General features: G+C 70.2%; 14 protein-coding genes. 3 read left to right on the plus strand and 11 right to left on the minus strand.

Annotation, left to right across the window (positions count from 1 at the left end):
- Positions 1 to 29: 29 nt before the first annotated feature.
- Positions 30 to 803: an SDR family NAD(P)-dependent oxidoreductase gene (locus ABD708_RS13825; RefSeq protein ID WP_344755408.1), complete on the minus strand. Its 774-nt coding sequence runs from the start codon at positions 801 to 803 to the stop codon at positions 30 to 32.
- The gene (locus tag ABD708_RS13830; protein WP_344755410.1) at positions 796 to 1,602 is read right to left on the minus strand and encodes an RraA family protein; all 807 of its coding nucleotides are present in this window, start codon (positions 1,600 to 1,602) and stop codon (positions 796 to 798) included. Before ABD708_RS13830 ends, ABD708_RS13825 begins: the two co-directional genes overlap by 8 nt.
- Before the next feature lie 131 nt (positions 1,603 to 1,733).
- Here ABD708_RS13830 and ABD708_RS13835 point away from each other — a divergent pair, with 131 nt between their 5' ends.
- From ABD708_RS13835 to ABD708_RS13845, 3 genes are read left to right on the plus strand one after another with little or no spacing between them, the layout of a single operon-like run.
- A complete protein-coding gene (locus ABD708_RS13835) occupies positions 1,734 to 2,807 on the plus strand; it encodes an acetylxylan esterase (protein ID WP_344755412.1) in 1,074 nt (357 codons plus the stop codon).
- A 41-nt stretch (positions 2,808 to 2,848) separates the two neighbouring features.
- Positions 2,849 to 4,174, plus strand: a complete 1,326-nt coding sequence (locus ABD708_RS13840) for an alpha-L-fucosidase (RefSeq protein ID WP_425553303.1) — start codon at positions 2,849 to 2,851, stop codon at positions 4,172 to 4,174.
- A 17-nt stretch (positions 4,175 to 4,191) separates the two neighbouring features.
- Positions 4,192 to 5,427, plus strand: coding sequence for an alpha-hydroxy acid oxidase (locus tag ABD708_RS13845; protein ID WP_344755416.1), 1,236 nt, complete (start codon positions 4,192 to 4,194; stop codon positions 5,425 to 5,427).
- Between the two features lie 71 nt (positions 5,428 to 5,498).
- On the opposite strand, the gene ABD708_RS13850 is transcribed toward ABD708_RS13845, so the two are convergent.
- From ABD708_RS13850 to ABD708_RS13890, 9 genes are all read right to left on the minus strand, one after another.
- Positions 5,499 to 7,478 (minus strand): beta-N-acetylglucosaminidase domain-containing protein, encoded by a 1,980-nt coding sequence (locus ABD708_RS13850; protein WP_344755418.1) that lies wholly within the window; start codon positions 7,476 to 7,478, stop codon positions 5,499 to 5,501.
- On the minus strand, positions 7,475 to 9,436 hold the full coding sequence (locus ABD708_RS13855) for a hypothetical protein (protein WP_344755420.1): 1,962 nt from the start codon (positions 9,434 to 9,436) through the stop codon (positions 7,475 to 7,477). Before ABD708_RS13855 ends, ABD708_RS13850 begins: the two co-directional genes overlap by 4 nt.
- Positions 9,437 to 9,441: 5 nt before the next feature.
- Positions 9,442 to 12,009 carry an alpha-mannosidase gene (locus tag ABD708_RS13860; RefSeq protein WP_344755422.1) on the minus strand — a complete coding sequence of 856 codons (2,568 nt, stop codon included), beginning with the start codon at positions 12,007 to 12,009 and terminating at the stop codon, positions 9,442 to 9,444.
- Positions 12,006 to 12,605, minus strand: coding sequence for a D-sedoheptulose-7-phosphate isomerase (locus ABD708_RS13865; RefSeq protein WP_344755424.1), 600 nt, complete (start codon positions 12,603 to 12,605; stop codon positions 12,006 to 12,008). Before ABD708_RS13865 ends, ABD708_RS13860 begins: the two co-directional genes overlap by 4 nt.
- Before the next feature lie 13 nt (positions 12,606 to 12,618).
- Positions 12,619 to 13,617, minus strand: a complete 999-nt coding sequence (locus ABD708_RS13870) for an ROK family protein (RefSeq protein WP_344755426.1) — start codon at positions 13,615 to 13,617, stop codon at positions 12,619 to 12,621.
- Positions 13,618 to 13,745: 128 nt separating this feature from the next.
- Positions 13,746 to 15,590 (minus strand): MBL fold metallo-hydrolase, encoded by a 1,845-nt coding sequence (locus ABD708_RS13875; RefSeq protein ID WP_344755428.1) that lies wholly within the window; start codon positions 15,588 to 15,590, stop codon positions 13,746 to 13,748.
- A gap of 40 nt (positions 15,591 to 15,630) precedes the next feature.
- Positions 15,631 to 17,517, minus strand: a complete 1,887-nt coding sequence (locus ABD708_RS13880) for an alpha-amylase family protein (protein WP_344755430.1) — start codon at positions 17,515 to 17,517, stop codon at positions 15,631 to 15,633.
- Positions 17,514 to 18,782 carry a 6-phospho-beta-glucosidase gene (locus tag ABD708_RS13885; protein ID WP_344755432.1) on the minus strand — a complete coding sequence of 423 codons (1,269 nt, stop codon included), beginning with the start codon at positions 18,780 to 18,782 and terminating at the stop codon, positions 17,514 to 17,516. The genes ABD708_RS13880 and ABD708_RS13885 overlap by 4 nt, the downstream gene beginning before the upstream one ends.
- Positions 18,779 to 19,768 carry a BadF/BadG/BcrA/BcrD ATPase family protein gene (locus ABD708_RS13890; protein ID WP_344755434.1) on the minus strand — a complete coding sequence of 330 codons (990 nt, stop codon included), beginning with the start codon at positions 19,766 to 19,768 and terminating at the stop codon, positions 18,779 to 18,781. Before ABD708_RS13890 ends, ABD708_RS13885 begins: the two co-directional genes overlap by 4 nt.

Genomic DNA, 19,768 nt, shown 5'->3' on the forward strand with positions numbered 1-19,768 from the left:
ATGTTTGCGCGTCAACCCGGGCAGCGGCCCTACTTCAGGCGCTCGCCGCCATCGACCGGAAGTGAGACACCGGTGATCATGGCGGCGTGCCGAGAGGCGAGGAACACCGCCGCCTCGGCCACGTCCTCGGGCGTCACCCACCGTCTCAGCGGCTTCCGTTCGGTCTCGGCCTCAAGCCGCTTCTCGATCTCGTCGGCGGGGCCGCGCATCGTCGCGCGCAGCATCGCCGTGTCGACGCCGCTCGGGCACACGGAATTCACTCGGATGCCCTGTGCCGCGAGATCGAGGGCGAGGGTGCGGGTCATCCCCACCAATCCGGACTTCGCCGTCGCGTACCACGGAGCGCCGGGATGCGCCCGCAGCCCCGACATCGACCCCGTGAACGTCAGGGTCGGGGCATCCGAATGGCGCAGGTGCGGCACCATCGCCTCGACGCAGTTCGCCGGTCCTTGCAGATAGAGCTCGAGCATCGCACCGAGATCCGATTCGGCTCTGCCGGCGCTGACGAAGACCGCGTCCATCCGGCCGAAGGTCTCGACGGTGCGGTGCGCGAGCTCTGCAAGGTCGCCAGGGGCACGGATGTCGGCCAGCGTGAAAATCGCCTCAGCACCACCCGCGGCCAGTTCCTCCGCGACCGCACGCCCACGATCGGCATCCAGATCGGAGAGACTGACCCGCGCACCGCGCGCGGCGAAGAGCCGAGCAGTCGCCTTCCCGATTCCCGACGCACCGCCGATCACCACCGCGACGCGCCCTTCGAAATCTCTCACGCGCGGCCCTGAGCCCTGCTCTTCATCACCCATTGCTGCCCCTCACATCCCTCTCGTCACGCCAATGCTCGTACTCTGCCCGGCTGTTCGGGCTCAGCGGGTAGTAGTCCGACAGGCGTGCGCCCTGGTCGAGGCGCATGCGGCTGAACGACTCCCAGTCCTCGTGGTCTTCGGCGTCTTCGACGAGCGCTCGCGCCTTGCCGGCGGGAACGACCACCGCTCCATCGTCATCGGCGACGACGATGTCCCCCGGGAGGCACAGAACACCGCCCGCGGCGATCGGCACGTCATAGGCCCACGGGAAGAGCTCGCTCTGCGACGCGTAGTGCGGAGTCGTGCCGGTGCACCAGATGGGCACCCCGAGCTCGCGCACCCGAGCGGCATCCCGAATCCGCCCGTCCACCACGATGCCCGCACCGCCGCGGCGCCGGAAATACCTGACGAGCATGTCCCCGAAGCAGCCGGTGAATGCGCTGCCCCACGCCTGAACGACGAGCACATCCCCTGGCTGGACGGTCTCGAGCACCGCCCAGAGCGCGGTGTCACGTTCGACGTATTCCTGACCGGTCCCGCTCGCGACGTCCTCGCGCTGCGGCATGAACTGCAGTGTGAGCGCGGAACCGGTGATCCTATGCCCGCGCTCCAACGCCGCCGGCCCTTGCACGGCAGTGCGGGTGATCCCCATGGCGTGCAGTTTGGCGCAGGCGGTCGCGGCGCTCACGGCATCCATCCGGCGAACGATGTCGGCATCGGCCCGCTCGAACGGCTCGCCACGCACCGGAAGCGGCCACACGACCGGCATCCGTTCATCGATGTCATCCCTTGCCCGCATGTGAATCCTTTCGACTTCACGAATGCTATCGTTCATCGATAATCGTCTCAGCACATCGTGATGCTGTGATCGGATGCCTCCCGCCGTCGCGCGAGACGCACCGAGTCAATTCAGAAAGGACACGCGCACCGATGCCCGTGCTCGACCTGCCGCTCGACAAGCTCCGCGACTATCGCCCGGCGACGACCGCCCGCCCCGATTTCGACGCGTTCTGGGCGGCCACGCTGACGGATCACGCGGGATCGGCCAGCGCCCCGCGCTTCGACTCGGTCGCGACGCCGCTCGCCACGATCGAGACCTTCGACGTCACCTTCGCCGGATTCGACGATCAGCCGATCAAGGCCTGGCTCCATCTGCCTCGGCACCGCCGCGGCGCACTGCCCTGCGTCGTGCAGTACATGGGCTACGGCACCGGTCGCGGAACGCCCGTCACGCTGACGAATCTGCTCTACAGCTCAGCCGGGTACGCGAATCTCATCGTGGACAATCGCGGGCAGCTCGGCAGTGACACCGCAGACGGGGACGCATCCCGGCGGACGCAGGCGTCCGGCTTCCTGACGCAGGGCGTGCTCAGCGCTGAGACGTTCTACTATCGCCGGCTCATCGTCGACGCGGTGCAAGCAGTCCGCGCGGCCGCCAGGCATCCGGAGATCGACGCGACGCGCATCGCCGTCGCCGGCGGAAGCCAAGGGGCAGCCCTCGCTCTTGCGGCGGCGGCGCTGGACGACACCCCGATCGCCGTGCTCGCCGACCTGCCGTTCCTGAGCGACCTCAAGCGAGCGGCAGACGTGGCCTCGTCGGGCCCGTACCTCGAGCTCGCCGAGCTCGGTAAAAGCCGCCCCGAGCTCGTCGAGCGCGCTTTCAGCACCCTGAGCTACTTCGACGCCATGAACTTCGCGTCGCGGGCGACGGCGCCCGCCCGGTTCTCGGCGGCGCTGATGGACGGCGTCGCGCCGGCCTCGACGGTGTTCGCGGCCTACAACCACTACGCCGGGGCCAAGTCCATCGACGTCTACCCGTTCAACGGGCACGAGGGCGGCGGGCAACTCGCGGCCGAGCGACGGCTGAGCTTCTTGACCGACGCGTTCGGCGCTCCGCAGGCCGACGCGTCGAGCCGACTCGGCACGGTGCGCGCGCTCAGCGCACGAGGTGCCAGTGCCGCGGCAGAGCATCCGGCCGAGGCTCAAGACGCTCGCCCCGCATGACCCGGCCCCTTTCCGCGAAGGAGACCCGAATGACCTCTGGCATGCTCTCAACCACCACGCCGCCGACGCCCACCGCCGACACGCGCTCCGCCTGGTTCCGGCACGATCGATTCGGCCTGTTCGTGCACTGGGGCCTCTACGCGATGGGGGCGCGGCACGAGTGGCTGATGAGTCGCGAGCAGATGACTGCTCAGCAGTACGAGCGGTTCGCGGCGCGCTTCGATCCCGATCTGTTCGACGCGTCAGAGTGGGCGGCGGCCGCGAAAGCGGCGGGAGCGCAGTACGTCGTGCTGACCGCGAAACACCACGACGGATTCTGTTTGTGGGATTCCGCGCTCACCGACTACACGGTGATGCATACGCCGTTCGGCAGAGATGTCGTCGCCGCGTTCGTCGACGCCGTGCGCGCAGCCGGTCTGAAGGTCGGGCTCTATTACTCGCTTCTCGACTGGCACCACCCGGATTTCCTCATCGACGGGTTCCACCCGCAGCGGGATGCGCCGAACGTCACGGAGCTGAACCAGTCGCGCGACATGGCTCGCTACCGGGAGTATCTGCACGGGCAGGTGCGGGAACTGCTCACCCACTACGGCACCATCGACTACCTCTTCTTCGACTTCTCGTACGCATCAGGCCACAATCCACCGGTGTGGGGCGGGAAAGGGGCCGAAGAGTGGGGATCCGCGGAGTTGCTGACGATGGTGCGTGAGCTTCAGCCCGGCATCCTCGTCAACGATCGGCTCGGTGTTCCCGGCGATTTCGTCACCCCCGAGCAATATCAGCCGGACCGCCCCATGGAGCGCTCCGGCATGCAGGTGCCGTGGGAGGCCTGCCAGACGCTCAACGGGAGCTGGGGCTACGACCGCGACAACACCGACTACAAGAGCGTCGACCTGCTGGTGAGGATGCTCATCGACGGTGTGGCCAAGAACGGCAATCTCCTGCTCAATGTCGGGCCGAACGGCCGCGGTGCCTTCGATCCGAACGCCGAGCATGCCCTGGCAGGCATCGGCGAATGGATGCGACTGCACGCCCGTTCGATCCGCGGAGCGGGTGCCAGCGGCTTCGTGCCGCCGAGCGACGTCCGATACACCCAGCGCGGCGACAGGCTGTACGTCCACGTGTTCGCCTGGCCATTCGGCAGCCTCCATCTTCTGGGTCTCGCCGACCGGGTCGAGTACGCGCAGTTGCTGAACGACGGCTCCGAGGTGCGGTTCAGGGTCATCGACCCCGACACTGCGGCGCAGAACCTGACCCAGGGCGGGCAGCCCGCCGGAACGTTGACCCTGGAGCTCCCCGTCAGACGCCCGGACGTCGCCGTTCCGGTGATCGAGATCTTCCTTCGCGATGCGAATCCGGCTGAGTGAGAGGGACTGCGTTTCCTATGGTTGAGCGTCAGGTGCCGAGGCCGGCGGAGATCTTCGAGTTGATGAAGTTCAAGAAGCCCGAGCTCGACGGACGGAAACGGCGGCTGGAGTCGGCGCTCACGATCTACGACCTGCGGAACATCGCCAAGCGGCGCACCCCGGCCGCAGCCTTCGACTACACCGACGGCGCCGCCGAAGGCGAACTCTCCCTCGCCCGCGCCCGGCAGGCGTTCGAAGACGTCGAGTTCCACCCCTCGATCCTCCACGACGTCTCCCACACCGACCCATCCACAACGATTCTCGGCGGGCCGTCGGCCCTGCCCTTCGGGATCGCCCCCACCGGGTTCACCCGGCTCATGCACACCGAAGGCGAGACCGCCGGGGCCTCCGCCGCAGGAGCGGCCGGCATCCCGTTCATCCTCTCCACCCTCGGCACCACCAGCATCGAAGACGTCAAGAAGGCGAACCCCACCGGGCGCAACTGGTTCCAGCTCTACGTCATGCGCGACCGCCAGATCTCCTACGGGCTCGTCGAACGCGCCGCCCAAGCCGGGTTCGACACCCTCTTCTTCACCGTCGACACCCCGGTCGCCGGCGCCCGGCTGCGCGACAAGCGCAACGGCTTCTCCATCCCGCCGCAGCTCACCCCGAAGACAGTCATCAACGCCCTCCCCCGGCCCTGGTGGTGGTGGGACTTCCTCACCACCCCCAAACTCGAGTTCGCCTCGCTGTCCTCCACCGGCGGAACCGTCGGCGAACTCCTCGACGCCGCGATGGACCCGACCATCAGCTGGGACGACCTCACCGAGATCCGCGCCCTGTGGCCGGGCAAGATCGCCGTCAAAGGCGTCCAGAACGTCGAGGACGCCAAGAAACTCGCCTCCCTCGGCATCGACGGCATCGTGCTCTCCAACCACGGCGGCCGACAGCTCGACCGCGCCCCCATCCCCTTCCGCCTCCTCCCCGACGTCGTCCGCGAGGTCGGCAAAGACGTCGAGATCATCCTCGACACCGGCATCATGAACGGCGCCGACATCATCGCCTCCCTCGCCCTCGGCGCGAAGTTCACCCTCACCGGCCGCGCCTACCTCTACGGCCTCATGGCCGGCGGCCGACAAGGCGTCGACCGCGCCATCCAGATCCTCTCGGACCAGCTCATCCGCACCATGAAGCTCCTCCAAGTCGCATCCCTCGACGAACTCACCCCCGCCCACGTCACCCAACTACGGAGGCTCGAACCCCGCCAACTGTGACGACGCGGAACGGCCCTCGCCGCCACAAAAGCGACGGAGGGGGGCATCCGCCTCGCGCGCATCCCGAGCGTCTATGCAGCTCGACCAAGCAGGTGCGTCACCGCCGCGCGCACGATCTGACGCGTGGCGTCGGTGACGAGCCAGGGCGCAAAACCATCGCTGCCGAGGAAGAAGGTGAGTCGGGCGGCCGGGGCCGGACGCCCGTCGACGAGGGGCATGCCCGCGTCGTAGAGAACGAGGACCGGATGCCGGTCTTGCGGCGTCGACGCGATCACGCGGCCACCGCTTGCCGGCACACCCCAGGTGAGCCGCGAGGGCCCACGATAGGCGCGCACGGCACCGGCAAGACCGGCGGCGATCGGGTGGTCGCCATCGCTGAGCTCGATAGTGTCGAGCGCGAGCGGCATCTCGGACGCGCTCGCCAGACGAAGCGCCACGAGATGGCCCCACGCGATCACCGGGATCGCGATGTCGGCAAGCTCGAGTGCCGCCCGTTCGGATGCCGCGCGCGCGATGATGACGAGGTCGAAGTCCGGGGCGATGTCGGAGGCCGCGCTCTCGGACCGGATGGTCACGGCGTGTCCGTCGGCGTGCAGGAATTCCGCGAGTTCACGGTCGCCCGGCGACGGGTTCGCGCCGGTCAGTAGCAGCACGCGGCCGCCCTGCGGAGCCGTCACTGGCAAGCGTGGCGCGCCGGCGCGTTCGAGTGCCGCGGCCACGAGCAGCTCGACGCTCGAGCGCAGCACGTTCGGATAGTGCGCCTCTGCCGCAGTCCATGCCGCGCGCAACGCGGAGACCGTCGCGGCGGCATCCGATCTGCCGTCGTTCGCGAGCAGCCGACAGGCGAGCACGCCCGCCGCTCCGACCGCCTGGGCCGCCCGCACCCACGGCAACAGCGCGCTGCGCAGATCGGCCGGCGCGCCGGCCGACGACGTCGCGGCGAGCGCCTCCATGCGCCCGCGCACCTCGGCGAGCGCGGCCACGTCGCCCCTGCGGGCACGTTCGATGAGGGCGTCGAGGGCCGGATCTGGCGCGGCCGACGGTGGCCACGACGAGCACGCGTCGAGTAGCGGCGCCAGGCCCTCGGCGGCGGGGCCTGCGACGAGCCGGCGTGCACGTGCGGCGGCGGCGTCCGGATCGTAGCGGGCCGGATACGCCGCCCACTCAGCGCACGCCGCGATCGCGAAACGCGACGGCGCGGCCTCGACCATCGGGTTCACCGCGATGCCGACGAGCCGGCTGCCCACGACGTCGCCGGCACGTCCAGTGAGCGGTCCGAGGAACAGCCGCGAGCGGTCGAAGTCATTGACGGGGAAGTTGTCCCACAGGACGAGGTCGCGCCGATAGGAGGCGGCCGCCGCGTCCACCGCCGCCCGCGTCACCTCGCCCACCACGATGTCGGAGCCGGTCCAGAACAGCAGTGCGTCGGTCGGCAGGGTCTCAGCCAGCCCCTCGCGATACGGCGACGGCGCGATTCCCGCGTAGTCGGTCGGGCATACGAGCAGCGGCTCGGTGATGCCGAGCTCGGTGCGTAGGAAGCCGGCGAACTCGGATGCGGCCGCGCCGTGCGCGCGGCCGACGGCAGCATCATCGTCGCCGAACCGCGCGAGGTCCGCTGCGTCGGTGAGCGTCGGCGGCACGTCGTCAAAGAGCACGCAGAAGTGCCGGATGCCCGCGTCGAACAGCTGCCGCGCCTTCGCGGCCAGCGCGGCGGCGTCAGCGGGGTCGGCGAAACGCATCGAGAGGCCAGGAGAGATGGCATAACCGAATCGGATGCCGACCGCCTTAGCGTCGGCGGCGAGCGCGGCCAGCTCGGCAAGCTGTGCCTCGGGGTACGGCTCGCGCCAGCGCTCGCGGTGATAGGGGTCGGACTTCGGGGCATAGACGTAGCGGTCCAGGCCGAGCGGTGCCGCGAAGGCGAAATACGCGCGGCGTTCGGCACCCGACCACGGTGTCCCGTAGAAGCCCTCGACGAGGCCGCGCCATGGCAGCGCGGTTGGTGCACGGTGCGGGTCGACGGCGTCGGTCACAGCGGGTCGCGGTGGGGTCATGGGAGATCTTCGGGACGCAGAGGCGTTGATCGATGAGAGGTCGGGGTGAGGGTGCCGAGTACGGCCAAGCCGCGGCTCGCGGCGCGAGCGAGCGTCTGCTCGCAAGCAAGTAGCAGAGCCCCGGCGCTCCACGCGTGCGAGAGCGTCAGCAGCATGCCCTTCGGCTGGAAGCACGCCGTCTGGTAGTAGCGCTCGGTCACCATGCCGCGATATGCGTTGAAGTCGCCGTCGGTGCGTGCGATGAACTGCCGGAAGCAGGCGAGGGATTCCTCGGCCCTGGCCCCGTAATACGCATCGCCGGTCCATTCGCTCAGCTCAGCGAACTCGCGCGTGCACACGAGGCCGTAGGCATGCAGGTGCTGGTTCGACGGGGACGCCTGGTCGGCGCCGCGCGACGCGAAGCCGTAGACGCCGAGCATGGTGCGCGGGTCGAAGGTGACGTTGTAGCTGTAGCGGAAGGTGAGCGTCCAGTCGGCAGCGCGCGCGGCGAGGCGCAGCCAGCGCTCCTCGCCCGTGCGGCGGTACAGCGCGGCGTACGACATCACGGCGAGATACCCGTCCTCGGAGGTCGGCGCCAGGTCGACATCCTCTGGCGCCCCATGCAGGTACTCGCGCTCGACGAACGAGGCGTAGTACTCGCCGGCCCGCATGGCGGCGGCGAGATACGCGGGATCGCGGTCGGCCGCCTCGACGAGTGCGGCGACCCAGGTGAGACCGGCTGAGCCCTGCCAGCTCAGCACCTCGCCGGTCACGGCATGGTGGAGCGTGCCGAGGTTGCCGTCCGCCCGTTGCCGAGCGACGACCGCGTCGAGATTCGAGCGCAGCGCCGCCTCCCACTGCGGATGCCCGGGCTCCTGCGCGAGCGCGCGGCACAGGAACAGGCTCGCCTCGCCGAGGGTGCGCGCGTGCAGGGCGCCCCTGACATGGGACCAGCTCTGGCTCCAGCCGTGATCGCGATACCACACGCCCCAGAACGTGCCGCACGGCGCGAGCGCACCGGTGATCGTGTCGATCACCGCGCGACCGGCATCCCTCACTCCGTCGTCCCCCGTGCGCAGGCCGTGCGCGAGCAACGCGTAGGCCCAGGGGATGCCACTCACCCAGCCGACGTGCATCGCCTGTCGATCGACGGTGAATCCGTCGCGGCCGGTCACCTCGCGGTCGAAGCCGACCGTCTCGAGCAACACGCCGGGGTCGGAGTCGAAGTGCCAGCGAGTGAGCCCCTCGGCGGCAAGCGCGGCCGCCTCGGCGACATCCACCCACGGCTCGATGGGCGCGGCAGGGACGGATTCCGCGTGCAGCGCGCGCAGCACGGGGTCGTAGCCGTGCCGATCGGGCCCGATCGCGAAGACCGAGAAGCGCAGGGTGCGCACTTCGCCGGGCTGCCAGCGATAGGCCTCTTCCTGAGGCGGCCGCGGCTCGGAGTCTCCGTAGTACGTGATCGGGTACTCGCGGAACGGGAAGCTCAGCCGCAGCTGCGCATCATCGGCCTCGGCGTCGTGCGCGAAGCCGACACCGCTCAGCCCCAGCTCGGTCGTCTCGGCGACGGCGAGTGCGAACCCGCCACGGCCCTCACCAGGCCAGAGGAAGACCGCGGGCGTCGCACAGCGATCGGCGCGGAAGCCCCACGAGGAGCTCGTCATCTCGCGCGCCGCCTCAGGCGCCGCACCGATCTCGAAGCGTGGGAACAGGCGATCGTTGCCCCTCGGGCGGTTCTCTGCGTAGAAGAGTCCCGGGATCAGCCAGTGCGGCGCATCGGCTTCCGGCACCACGAGCGCGACGGCGATGCGTGCCTCAACGGGCTGCCGGCCCGTGAAGCGCACCTCGACGGCGGCATCCCATCGGTCCTCAGCGCGCTCGGTGAGACCGAGCTCGAATTCAAACGGCGTGGCAGCTGCCGCCTCGGCGGCGACCTGCAGCAAGACACCCGGGCTGCCGGGCAGCGGCTGGCGCAGCATGCGCGCTAATCGCCCGTGGCGAGGGGGCGCTCGAGGAGGTCGACCTCGACGATCTCCTCCGCCGGGTCGGTCGGCACGAGGAAGGTGCGCAGCTGGCTCGGCCCGAAATCCGCCTCGATCTCGCGCCCGGCGACGGGCAGTGCGATCCGGGCTCGCCCGTGGCGGCCGTCGGTCTCGACTGCGCGCACGATGAGCCTGGTTCCACCGTCGGGCGCCGGGTCCTCGCTGCCCTTGACGGCGGTCACCATGACGGTGCCCGCGCCATCGTCGGCGAATGAGTAGGTGTGGGGCAGCTCGCCCGGGTGGAAGGACTCGAGCATCGCGCGGACCGGGGAGGCCAGCAGCGCGGCCCGGCGGGCGGGCTGTGCCTCGCGCCAGTCGCCGCTGTGAGGGACGAGCTCGTACGAGAAGCGCTGGATGCCCTGGTCGTGGTACTCGTAGATGCCGTTCGGATCGAGCGTCTTGGGGTCGTGCCAGGCGTAGACCGGAGATCGCACGGCCGTGATGCCGATGCTCGGTTCGTCGCCGGGCAACACGTCGTAACCGTGCTTGCCCGCAACGATCACGGTCAGGCCCGCCGCCGTGCCCTCGACCGTGCCGCTCACGTCGACCCACGACTGCGCGGGCTCCTCGGCCCCGTCGACCGGGCGCTCGAGGTGCCCGAAGGGGATCTCGTAGGTGGCTGCCGGATCGACGACTCTCGTCGGGAAGCGGAGCTTGAGCAGTCGCAGCGGCTCATGCCAGTCGAGCCTGACGTCGACGCGGAGGACGCTCGAGTCGTGGTCGAGCACGAGCTCTTCGACGAGCTGCGACGACCCCCACGAGCGTTCGACGCGCACGCGGGTGCGCAGCGGGCCGCTCTCGCGGGTGAGGATGCGGTCGACCGCCATCGGCGCACCCGGCCACGCGTACGAGACCACCGCGTGGCCCCAGGTGTCGGTCAGGTCCTCGGACACCTGGGTGTGCTGCGTGCCGTCGACGCCGGCCATGACGTCGATGCCCGTCGCCTTGTCGAGGTAGGACGAGATCCAGCCGGTCTTCGGGTCGAGCTCGATGCGCACGAGGTCGTTTTCGAGCGTCGTCGCGTCCTGCGCCGCGACGGCCGCAGCCGGCTGGGAGGCGCCCGCGCCGCCCCAGCCCGGGGCGAGACGGTAGAGCCGGTAGCCGAGCCCGGGCACCTCTGCACGGAAAGCGACAGCGCCGCGGCCCGCGTCCTCGAGCGTTGGGGTCGCCTGGATGAGCTGTGACGGGGTCGGCACGCCGTTGCCGTCGACGATGTGGACTCCCCCGGCGAATCCGTTGTAGTTGATCGTGACGTCGGTCTCGACCGGCCACGGGTGCGGGTTGAAGACGAGAACGGGCTGCGTGGGCTCGTCGAACGGGATGTCCACGCGGCGCGCGATGACATTGTGGGCGCGCACGATCTGCCGCTTCGCGATCGCGATGGCCTCGCCGAGCTGGTCGCGGGCATCGTCATAGGCGGGTTCGATCGCCGAGCCGGGCAGCACGTCGTGGAACTGGTTGAAGAGCACCTGCTTCCACGCGCGCTCCAGGTCCGCGCGCGGGTAGGCGTCGCCGAACGCCGCCGTCACGACGGCCGACCATCGCTCGGCCGACAGCACGGCGGACTGCGCCCGGCGCTGCCACAGCTTGATGCCCGAGTGGGAGGAGTAGCAGCCCGGCGCGTGGTGCTGCAGGTCGTCGCGGCGCACCGCGAGCCCGTCGAGGAACTCGCCGCCCCGGGCGAGGATCTCATCGAAGTACGCGCGCGGGGTCGACATGGTCATCCTCCCGAAGGAACCCATCCGGTCGAAGCGGTGGATCGAGTCGATGTTCGCCTTCGTCGGGCCGCCGCCGTGGTTGCCGACGCCGTAGAACACCATCATCGACCCGAGCGAGCGGTCGAGCTGCCCGAGCGACTTCTCGGTCTGGTACTGGACCGAGCCCGGCGCGCTGCCGTACTCGTTCGGGATGCGGTAGCCGAGCACGCGGGAGCCGTCGGGCGACTCCCACCAGAACAGCGTGTCGCCGGCATCCCCCTCGTGCGGCCCGGGGCGCAGGAAGCAGTACGAGTCCATGCCCTGACCGCGCAGGATCTGCGGGATCATCGCGTTGTGCCCGAACGGGTCGACGTTCATGCCGACCGTCGCCGCTTTTCCGAAGCGGGACATCAGGAACCGCTGCCCGTAGAGTCCCTGGCGCACGAAGGACTCCCCCATCGGCATATTGCAATCGGGCTCGACCCACCAGCCGCCGGCGTTGACCCAGCGCCCCTCGGCGACCCGCTGCCGGATGCGCTCGAACAGCTCGGGGTCGGATTCCTCGACCCAGCTGAGCAGCACGATCTGGTCGCAGGTGAAGAAGAAGTCGGGGTACTCGTCCATGCGATCGAGCACGGAGCGGAACGTCGCCCGCGCCTCCTGATAGCCCTCCTGCCACGGCCAGAGCCAGACAGGGTCGAGGTGCGTCGCGCCGATCATGTGCAGGGTGCGATCGGATGCCGCGATGGGTCGCACGCCGTCATCCGCGAAGTCGCGGCCCGGCGGAACGTTCGAGGAGGGTGCGGTCGTCACAGGGCGGCTCCGTTTCCATGCTGCAGGGCCTCGGCCCAATCGTCCACGAGCTTGCTGATGATGTGCAGCAGCAGCGTGTGCACCTCCTGGATCCGCGGCGTCTCGCGCGATGGGACGATCAACGCATGGTCCGCGAGCGCGAGGGCGGGGCCGCCGTCGCCGCCCGCGAACAGCACGGTGGTCGCGCCGTTCGCCTTCGCTGCCTCAAGCGCACGGATGACGTTGAGAGAGCGCCCGCTCGTCGTGAACGCCACCACGATGTCCCCTTCATGCGCGAGCGCCTCGACCTGACGGGAGAACACGGAGTCGAACTCGTAGTCGTTCGCGATGCAGGTCGACACGGTCGCGTCGGTGGTCAGGGTCACGGCGGGCAGCGGTCGCCGGTCGTGGCGGTAGTGCCCGATCAGCTCGCCGGTCAGGTGCTGCGCGTCGGCCGCGCTGCCGCCGTTGCCGATCGTGTAGAGGATGCCACGCGAGGCGAAGCGCTCGCACAGCAGCTCTCCGACTACGCGGGCTTCGGCGATGAGGCTCTTACTCGCACCGACGACCTCCAGGTGGTCGTGCAGCTGCTGCGCCATCCAGTCGGCATCTGACATTGCTTCCCTGCTCTCAGACATGGGCCGCCTCGCTCAGCGCGTCGAACGCGAGAGCGGCCGCGCCGACGACGCACACCGTGTCGCCGAGCTCGGCGAGCACGATGTCGACCTTCGCGGCTGCGGGGCGCATCGCGCTGTACAGGGCCGAGCTGCGCACCGGGTCGAGCAGCGCCGCGCCCGAGCGGGTCACGCCCCCACCCAAGATCACGACGTCCGGCTCGAAGACGTTGATGAGGTCGGTGACGGCGCTTGCCAGCACGTCAGCGGTCTCGGTCCACAGCTCGCTGGCGAGGGCGTCACCGCTCTCGAAGCCATGCGCGACGTCCGCTGCCGTCGGGCGCTCGATGTCGCGCAGCACTGACGCGCGGTCGTCGACCGCGAGCGCCTCGACCGCACGGGTGGCGATCGACGTTCCCGAGGCGTAAGCCTCGAGACAGCCGAGGCGACCGCACAGGCAGGTGCGGCCGCCGGGCCGCACCATGATGTGTCCGAACTCGCCTCCGTTGCCCGCCGCGCCGCGGTGCAGCCGTCCGTCGACGATCGCACCGCCGCCGATGCCCGTTGAGACCGTCAGATACAGCTCGGTCGACGCACCGCGGCCCGCGCCGAAGCGGTACTCGGCCAGGGCGCCGGCCGTGGCATCGTTCTCGAGCACGGCGGGGATTCCGAACGCCTCTGCCGCCATCCGGACGATCGGGATGTCGATCCAGCCCGGCAGGTGAAGGGGGTTCACGAGCACCCCGGCCGCCGCGTCGAGCGGGCCGCCGCACGAGATGCCGACAGCCCCGACCGGCCCGATGCCCTCATCGGCCGCGGATGCGATCGCCGCGCGCCCCATCGCGAAGAGACGAGGGATGATGACCCCCGGCCCCTCCTCGCGGCGCGTCGGCTCGATCCGGTAGCCGTGCAGTACGCCATCGGGGGTCACCACGGCGACCGCCAGCTTCGTTCCACCGATGTCGAGAGCAAGGACGGGCTTCGCGCCGTCTCCCATGCGGTCCTCCCCAGTCATGCGTCGATGCACGCTCGGGCCGCTGTGCCCAGTGCGATATGACATCGTTCCCACAAAATCCTATGCCGGTAGTTTAGATGGCGTCAACTGAGCCGAAGATGAGCCGGTCCCTTGATATGGGATCGTTGTCAGTCATTCACCACGTCGATCAGCGCCTCGGCCTGCTGGCCGAACGGCCGCCCATTGAAGGCCACATCCGCCGCAAGTCGCTGGCGGCGTGCGGGCCGCTCCCCCGCGACCACGTCGAAGCTGCACTCGGTCCACGCATCGCCACCGCCACCGGGGGCGTCGATCGCGGCAACGGCGGGCTCGACGAGCCAGCCGTCAGGCGCCTCGAGCGTCACGTGGGCGACGGACGCCTCGCGCAGCGGGCTCCGCACCCGCACGGTGTAGCGCAGCCGCTCGCCGGGCCGCGCCTGCGTGAAGAACGGCTCCAAGGAGGCGATGCCGCCGTCGGGCGACGCGCCTTCCAGGGGCAGCAGGTCACGATGCAGCTCCGCGAGCTCGCGCCCTTCCTCCTCGAGCATGGTGAGATAGGCGTCATCGACCCAGCGTCCCCGCCAGTGCCCGCTGATCATCAGACCCGGCGCCACTCGGCGGTACAGCGCCGCGCTCGCGATGTAGTCGTCGCGGCGGAACCGGTTGCGGTACTGGTAGTTGAGGATCTCGCGCTCGACACCGGGAACGCCGAGGCCGGTCTGCTGATCCCCCGTGGCGAGCACGCGCACTCCGTCGACCTCGAATTCGAAGGCTGCGGCGTAGAGCGTGTGGCCCGGTAGGTCGTGCGTGGTGATCGCGATGCCGCGCCATTCGACGGTGCCGCCCAGCTCGAGACGGCGATCGGCGGGGATCGGGTCGAACCACTGGCAGGGCAGGTCCGTCCGCATCGGAGACTCCATGATGTCGGCGACATGGTCAGGCAGCCAGACCTCGGTGCCCTCGACGTCGCGCAGCAGGTTGAAGCCGGCCACGTGGTCGTCGTGATAGTGCGTGCCGAGCACCACCTCGATGCGCGTGACGCCGTACCGCCGCCGCAGTGCGGGCAACGAAGCGAGCCATGGCCGGCGCGAGGCGCGATCGGTGCCGGCCGGCCACCCCGTCGACATGTCGTAGCCGTAGTCGATCAGCAGCGCCTCGCCCGTCCTCGACAGCAGCACATAGCTGCACGAATTCGCGGTCCAGTTGAGCAGCAAATGCTCGGTGATCGGCACGAACGGGTCGTCGAGCATCTCCGCGAGGTCCCACGGCGAGGGGCGGCGCGAGTCCACGTAGGCCTGCATGCGCTCTCCCAGCAGGGTGAGCGCGCTCGCGGCATCCGCCATCGGCTCGCCATGCGATGGCAGCAGCAACTGCGGATTCTCCGCGCCCAGCAGCAGGCAGCTCAGCACCGTCATGGCGGGGCCCTCGTTCTCGGTATACGACCACTGCGTCGCCGCGAGGCTCCAGACCTTTCCCGGCGCGAAGATCAAATCCCCCGTGAAAGCGACCCGGGTTCCCGCGCAGTCGACGAGGTACGTGACCGAGCCCATGGTGTGGCCCGGGGTCGGGACCGTCGTGACGGCGACGCCGCCGAAGTCCTGCGTGCGGTACTCGGGCGCCGTTCCCGCGATGGGGATCGGGTCGAGGATCGAGAACCGGTCCTGGCGCAGGTTGTAGTCGTTCACGAGCGTGCGCGTCGCCCACATCTCGTCGACGTGGGCGAACAGGTCCTGCTCGACCGGCGGCACCCACACGGGGATGCCTGCGGCCACCGCGCGCGGCAGGCCCTGCCCCTGGTCGCGGTGATGGTGCGTCATGAGGACGTCGGTGATGCGCGTGATGCCGAGTTCGTCGAGAATCTCGAGCGCGAGGCCCGAGCCGAAGTCGATCGCGATCGCCGTGCGCTCGGGACCCGTGCCGTTCTCGATCAGATACACATTGCAGGTGTCCTGAACACGGTGGACGCCGGGCGCCACCTCGTCATGGATGACCATCACGTCGCCTTTTCTCCCCGACCTTGCCGCGGTGCTCGCTTCAGCGCGCGCGGGCACGGTACTCCCGCCAGGATCGTGCCACCTGCTCAAGGTCACCGGCCGTGATCGACTCGCCGGAGTTGTCGATCGAATCGACGTAGTAGAGCGCTGGGATTCCGAGCTCGGGCTGGACGTCGACATAGGCCGCCCATTCGGCGTGGTTCGGCATGGGCCACTGATCAGTGTCGATCGGATGCCGCGGCAGCGCCGCTCGCGCGATCGCGGCGCGCACCGTCGCCTGCAGCGCGATCGGCACAAGGCGGCCGCTCTCGTCGCGCTCCTGCATGTCGTTGAGCCGCAGGACGTCTTCGACGTCGCCGAACGCGGGATGCATGGCATGGGCGATGATCATCGCGTCGGGCTTCGCCTCCTTCGCCGCGGCGCGCAGCGTGCCGAGCAGCGTGTGGAGCGCGGCGATGCCCCAGTGGCCCTCCCCCGTCGCGGGCGAGCCCTGCAGCGAGACGCCGGACGGTCCCCGCTGCGTGAAGTCGACCTTGAAGCCGTCGGCGCCGAGACCGTCCGGGCCGAGCATCCACCGCACCTGCTCGGCGAGCAGCGCGCGGTACTCGGGGTTGCCGGGGTCCGCGCAGACCGGCTCGCCCGCCGCCGTGCGGATGCACAGCTCGGCCGGCAGACCGTCCGGAGCCCACGCCTTGAACCAGAGCAGCACGCGGCGACCGCGCGCGTGCTGCTGCGCGATCCATCCCTTGAGGTCGGGCCACTGGCTCTCGTCGACGTCGTTCAGGCCGTAGCTCTTCTGCCACCGGTCGTCGATCACGACGGTGCCCGGCTCGAGCCCGTTCCGCTCCAGCAGCTCGAGCCAGTCGTCGTAGCGGGCCCTGCTCGAGAGCGCGGAGGTCGGCAGCTTCGGCGGCCGCACCGGATTCAGCCACGGGTCCCAGCCGCGCGCAGCCGCCGCCTCGGCCGGGTCGGGCCAGTCGGCGATCGCCGCCGCGCACTGAGCGCCCCAGCCGCAGAACAGCGGCTCCTGCCACCATGCGGGGGCGGCATCCGCGCCATCGCGTGTCGCCGACCGCGCCCAGCCGCGCGCGACGAGGTCGTCGCGCAGCCCCGTGACCGTATCGAGGGGCGCGTCCACGGGGTGCAGGACGATCTCGGGCGAGACCCAACGGTCTCGTGCCGTGGTGTGCCCCTCGTAGCGCAGCCGGAACAGGTAGCCGCCGTCGAGGGGCTCGTAGCCGAGCGTCGTGAAGCCGCACTCCTCGACGGGTGCCGCGAGGTGCGCGGCGAGCCACTGCTCGGGTTCGCCGGCTGTGACGGATGCCTCGGCAAGCACCGCCTCAGTCGCCAGCTCGTCCGCGCGGCCGAACCCGAAGCACAGCGGCGGCGGCGAGAAGATCGCGTTCAGGCGACCGGGGTCGGCATCGCCCACGACGCCGAGCTGCGCCGGGGCGGACGACGGCCGCAGGAACGCGACGGGCCGGGTGGGTGTCGGCACGAAGACAGTGCGGAATCCGATCGAGGAGCGGAACACACCCGCTGCGCCGGACGGCAGGATCGCCCGGCCACCGAGCAGCGTCACGTCGGAGACGCGGCCGGATCCCTCGACTTCGACGCGCACGCGCACGTCGCCGGGCCTGCATTCGAGCACCGTCCGCTCCGCTCGCCAGGCGCTCGACGCCTGGGTGACGATGAGCTCGAAGAAGTGGCCGGCGTCGCGGATTGCGATGTCGGCACGGCCGTAGCGCTCGTCGACGGCGTCGGCGCGGTCGACGGATGTCGTGAGCATCAGTCGCGTCCACACCGTGCCCTCCGCGTCCGCGAGGTATGCGTCGGCCGAGCCCGCCGGCATCGTCAGGCGGTACCGGTCGCCGGTGATGACCGTCGCCGCAGCATCCGTCGCGATCGAAAGTCGCCCGCCGCTCACCGTGCGACGCCGAACTGCGGAAGATAGTCGGCGCTCGTCTGCATGATCGCCGCCTCGAGCTCCTCGACCTGTTGCCACTGCCCGACGAGCGGATGCGCCAGGAGCGCCTTGCGCACCAGCCCGCGGTCACCTTCGACGGCCGCGCGGACGGCGAGTCGCTCGTACGCACTGACGTGCTGGATCAGACCGAGCAGCTCCGGGGCGACCGGCGCCTGCGGCAGCGGCTCCGGGCCGCCCGCGCCGACCCGGCACAGCGTCTCGATCACGTCGTCGTCCGCGAGCCCCGCGACGGTGCCGTTGTTGCGCACGTTGACGACCTGGGCGTCGCCCGTGTCATCGACGAGAGATGCGACCAGCGCCGCGGCCGCCTCGCTGTAGAAGGCGCCGCCCCGCTGCTCGAGCAGAGCGGGCTTCGTGTCGACGGCGTGGTCGCGGTAGAGGCGCAGCAGCTCCTCCTCGACGCCGGCCACGAGGGCGGCGCGCGGTTGCTCGTGCCGCATGCTCTCGACGACGCGATCGTGCTCGTAGTAGTAGTGCAGGTAGTAGGACGGCAGGACGCCGAGCTCGCGTACCAGCGCGCCGGAGGTGCCGGAACGGCTGCCGAGGTCGTCGGCGTCGCGCGCGATCATGCCCGGCAGCACATCGACGCCGTCGACCCTGAGGTGCCGGAACCAGGAGAGGTGATTGAGACCGACGGGGTCGACCTCGACGCGCGATGGGTCGACGCCGTTGTCCTTGGCGATCCAGCGCTGCACCCCGATCGAGACGTTGCACAGGCCGACGGCACGATGCCCGTGGTCGAGCAGGGCGCGCGTGACGATCCCGACGGGGTTGGTGAAGTCGACGATCCAGGCGCCGGGGGCGGCGAGGCGGCGCACGTCGTCGGCGATGTCGAGCACGACGGGCACGGTCCGCAGGGCTTTCGCGAGACCGCCGGCCCCCGTCGTCTCCTGCCCGATGCAGCCGCACGCGAGGGGGAAGGTCTCATCCTTGAGGCGAGCGGCCTGGCCTCCGACGCGCAGCTGGATCAGGACGATGTCGGCGCCGGCGATCGCCGCGGCCCGGTCGGTCGTGGCGGTCACCGCGATACGGGCGCCCTGCTTGGCCAGCATCCGCTTCACCATGCCCGAGACGGTCTCCAGTCGTTCCAGATTGGGATCCATGAGCCACAGCTCGTCGACGGCGAGCCGATCCCGCTCGTTCCACAGGCCGGAGGCGAGCTCCGGCGTGTAGGTCGATCCTGCTCCGATCACGGCGATCTTCATTCGGTTGCCGTCCTTTCTGTGCGTGCGCTGTCCAATGCGCCGAGCACCCGCTCGGCAAGCTCTTCCGCCTCGCGCGGGTCCGCGAGGTGCTCGCGGCATGCCAGGCGCACCGCGCCGGTCACCGGGCGGCCGTGCGCGTGCTCGACGATCCAGCCCTGCGACACGACCGCCGATTCGACGCGGCTGCGGAAGCCTTCATCGCGGAACATCCCGCCGGCGACCTCGACCTCGACGCGGCCGTCGATGACCTCGCCGCGACGACGGCCGGCCGCTTCGGCGACGACCGTGCACAGCAGCCCGACGGCCTCGTCGGCGGCCTCCGCGATGAGCTGCGCGGCGACCGGATCGCCTTCCTCGGCGCAGCGCGCCACGACGGAGCTGAGCGAGGCGAAGACCTCGCCGGGCAGCAGGTCCCGGCGGATCAGCCGGGCGAGACTGCGATGGTCGGGCGCCCCCGTCACGTCGAGAACGACCCGCTCGAGCGCGGTCGAGGGCCCGCGCCCGTCCGCGGAGCGGTAGGCCGCGGCGATCGCGCGGCGCGCCACCTCGTCGCCGCCGCCGAAGTCGCCGGATGGCCAGCCGATCGCGGGCACCGTCGCGAGACCCATCGGGCCGCGGGCGACGGCATTCAGACCGGCGCCGCTCACGACGACGGCGACGACGCTCGCGTCGGGGTGCTCGCGCAGGTCGAGCAGTGCGGCGGCGTCGTTCTCGACGACGACGCGCGCCGCCGGCAGTAGCGCGGATACGGCCGCAGTGAAGGCCTCCTCGTCATCGGGGAAGTCGACACCGGCCAGGGCGAGGGCCGCACCCGCAATGCCACTCCGCAGGCTCTCGTCGAGGAGCGAGGCGAGGACCGAGCAGACGTGCTCAGGGCCGCCGCCCGAGCCCTCGCCGCGCAGTTCGGCGACCACCCGACCCGCCTCCGTGAACACGACGGCTTCGGTCTTCGAATTGCCGCCGTCGACGGCCAGGAGCAGAGACAT

This window comes from Gryllotalpicola koreensis (assembly GCF_039538185.1).
Taxonomy (GTDB): domain Bacteria; phylum Actinomycetota; class Actinomycetes; order Actinomycetales; family Microbacteriaceae; genus Gryllotalpicola; species Gryllotalpicola koreensis.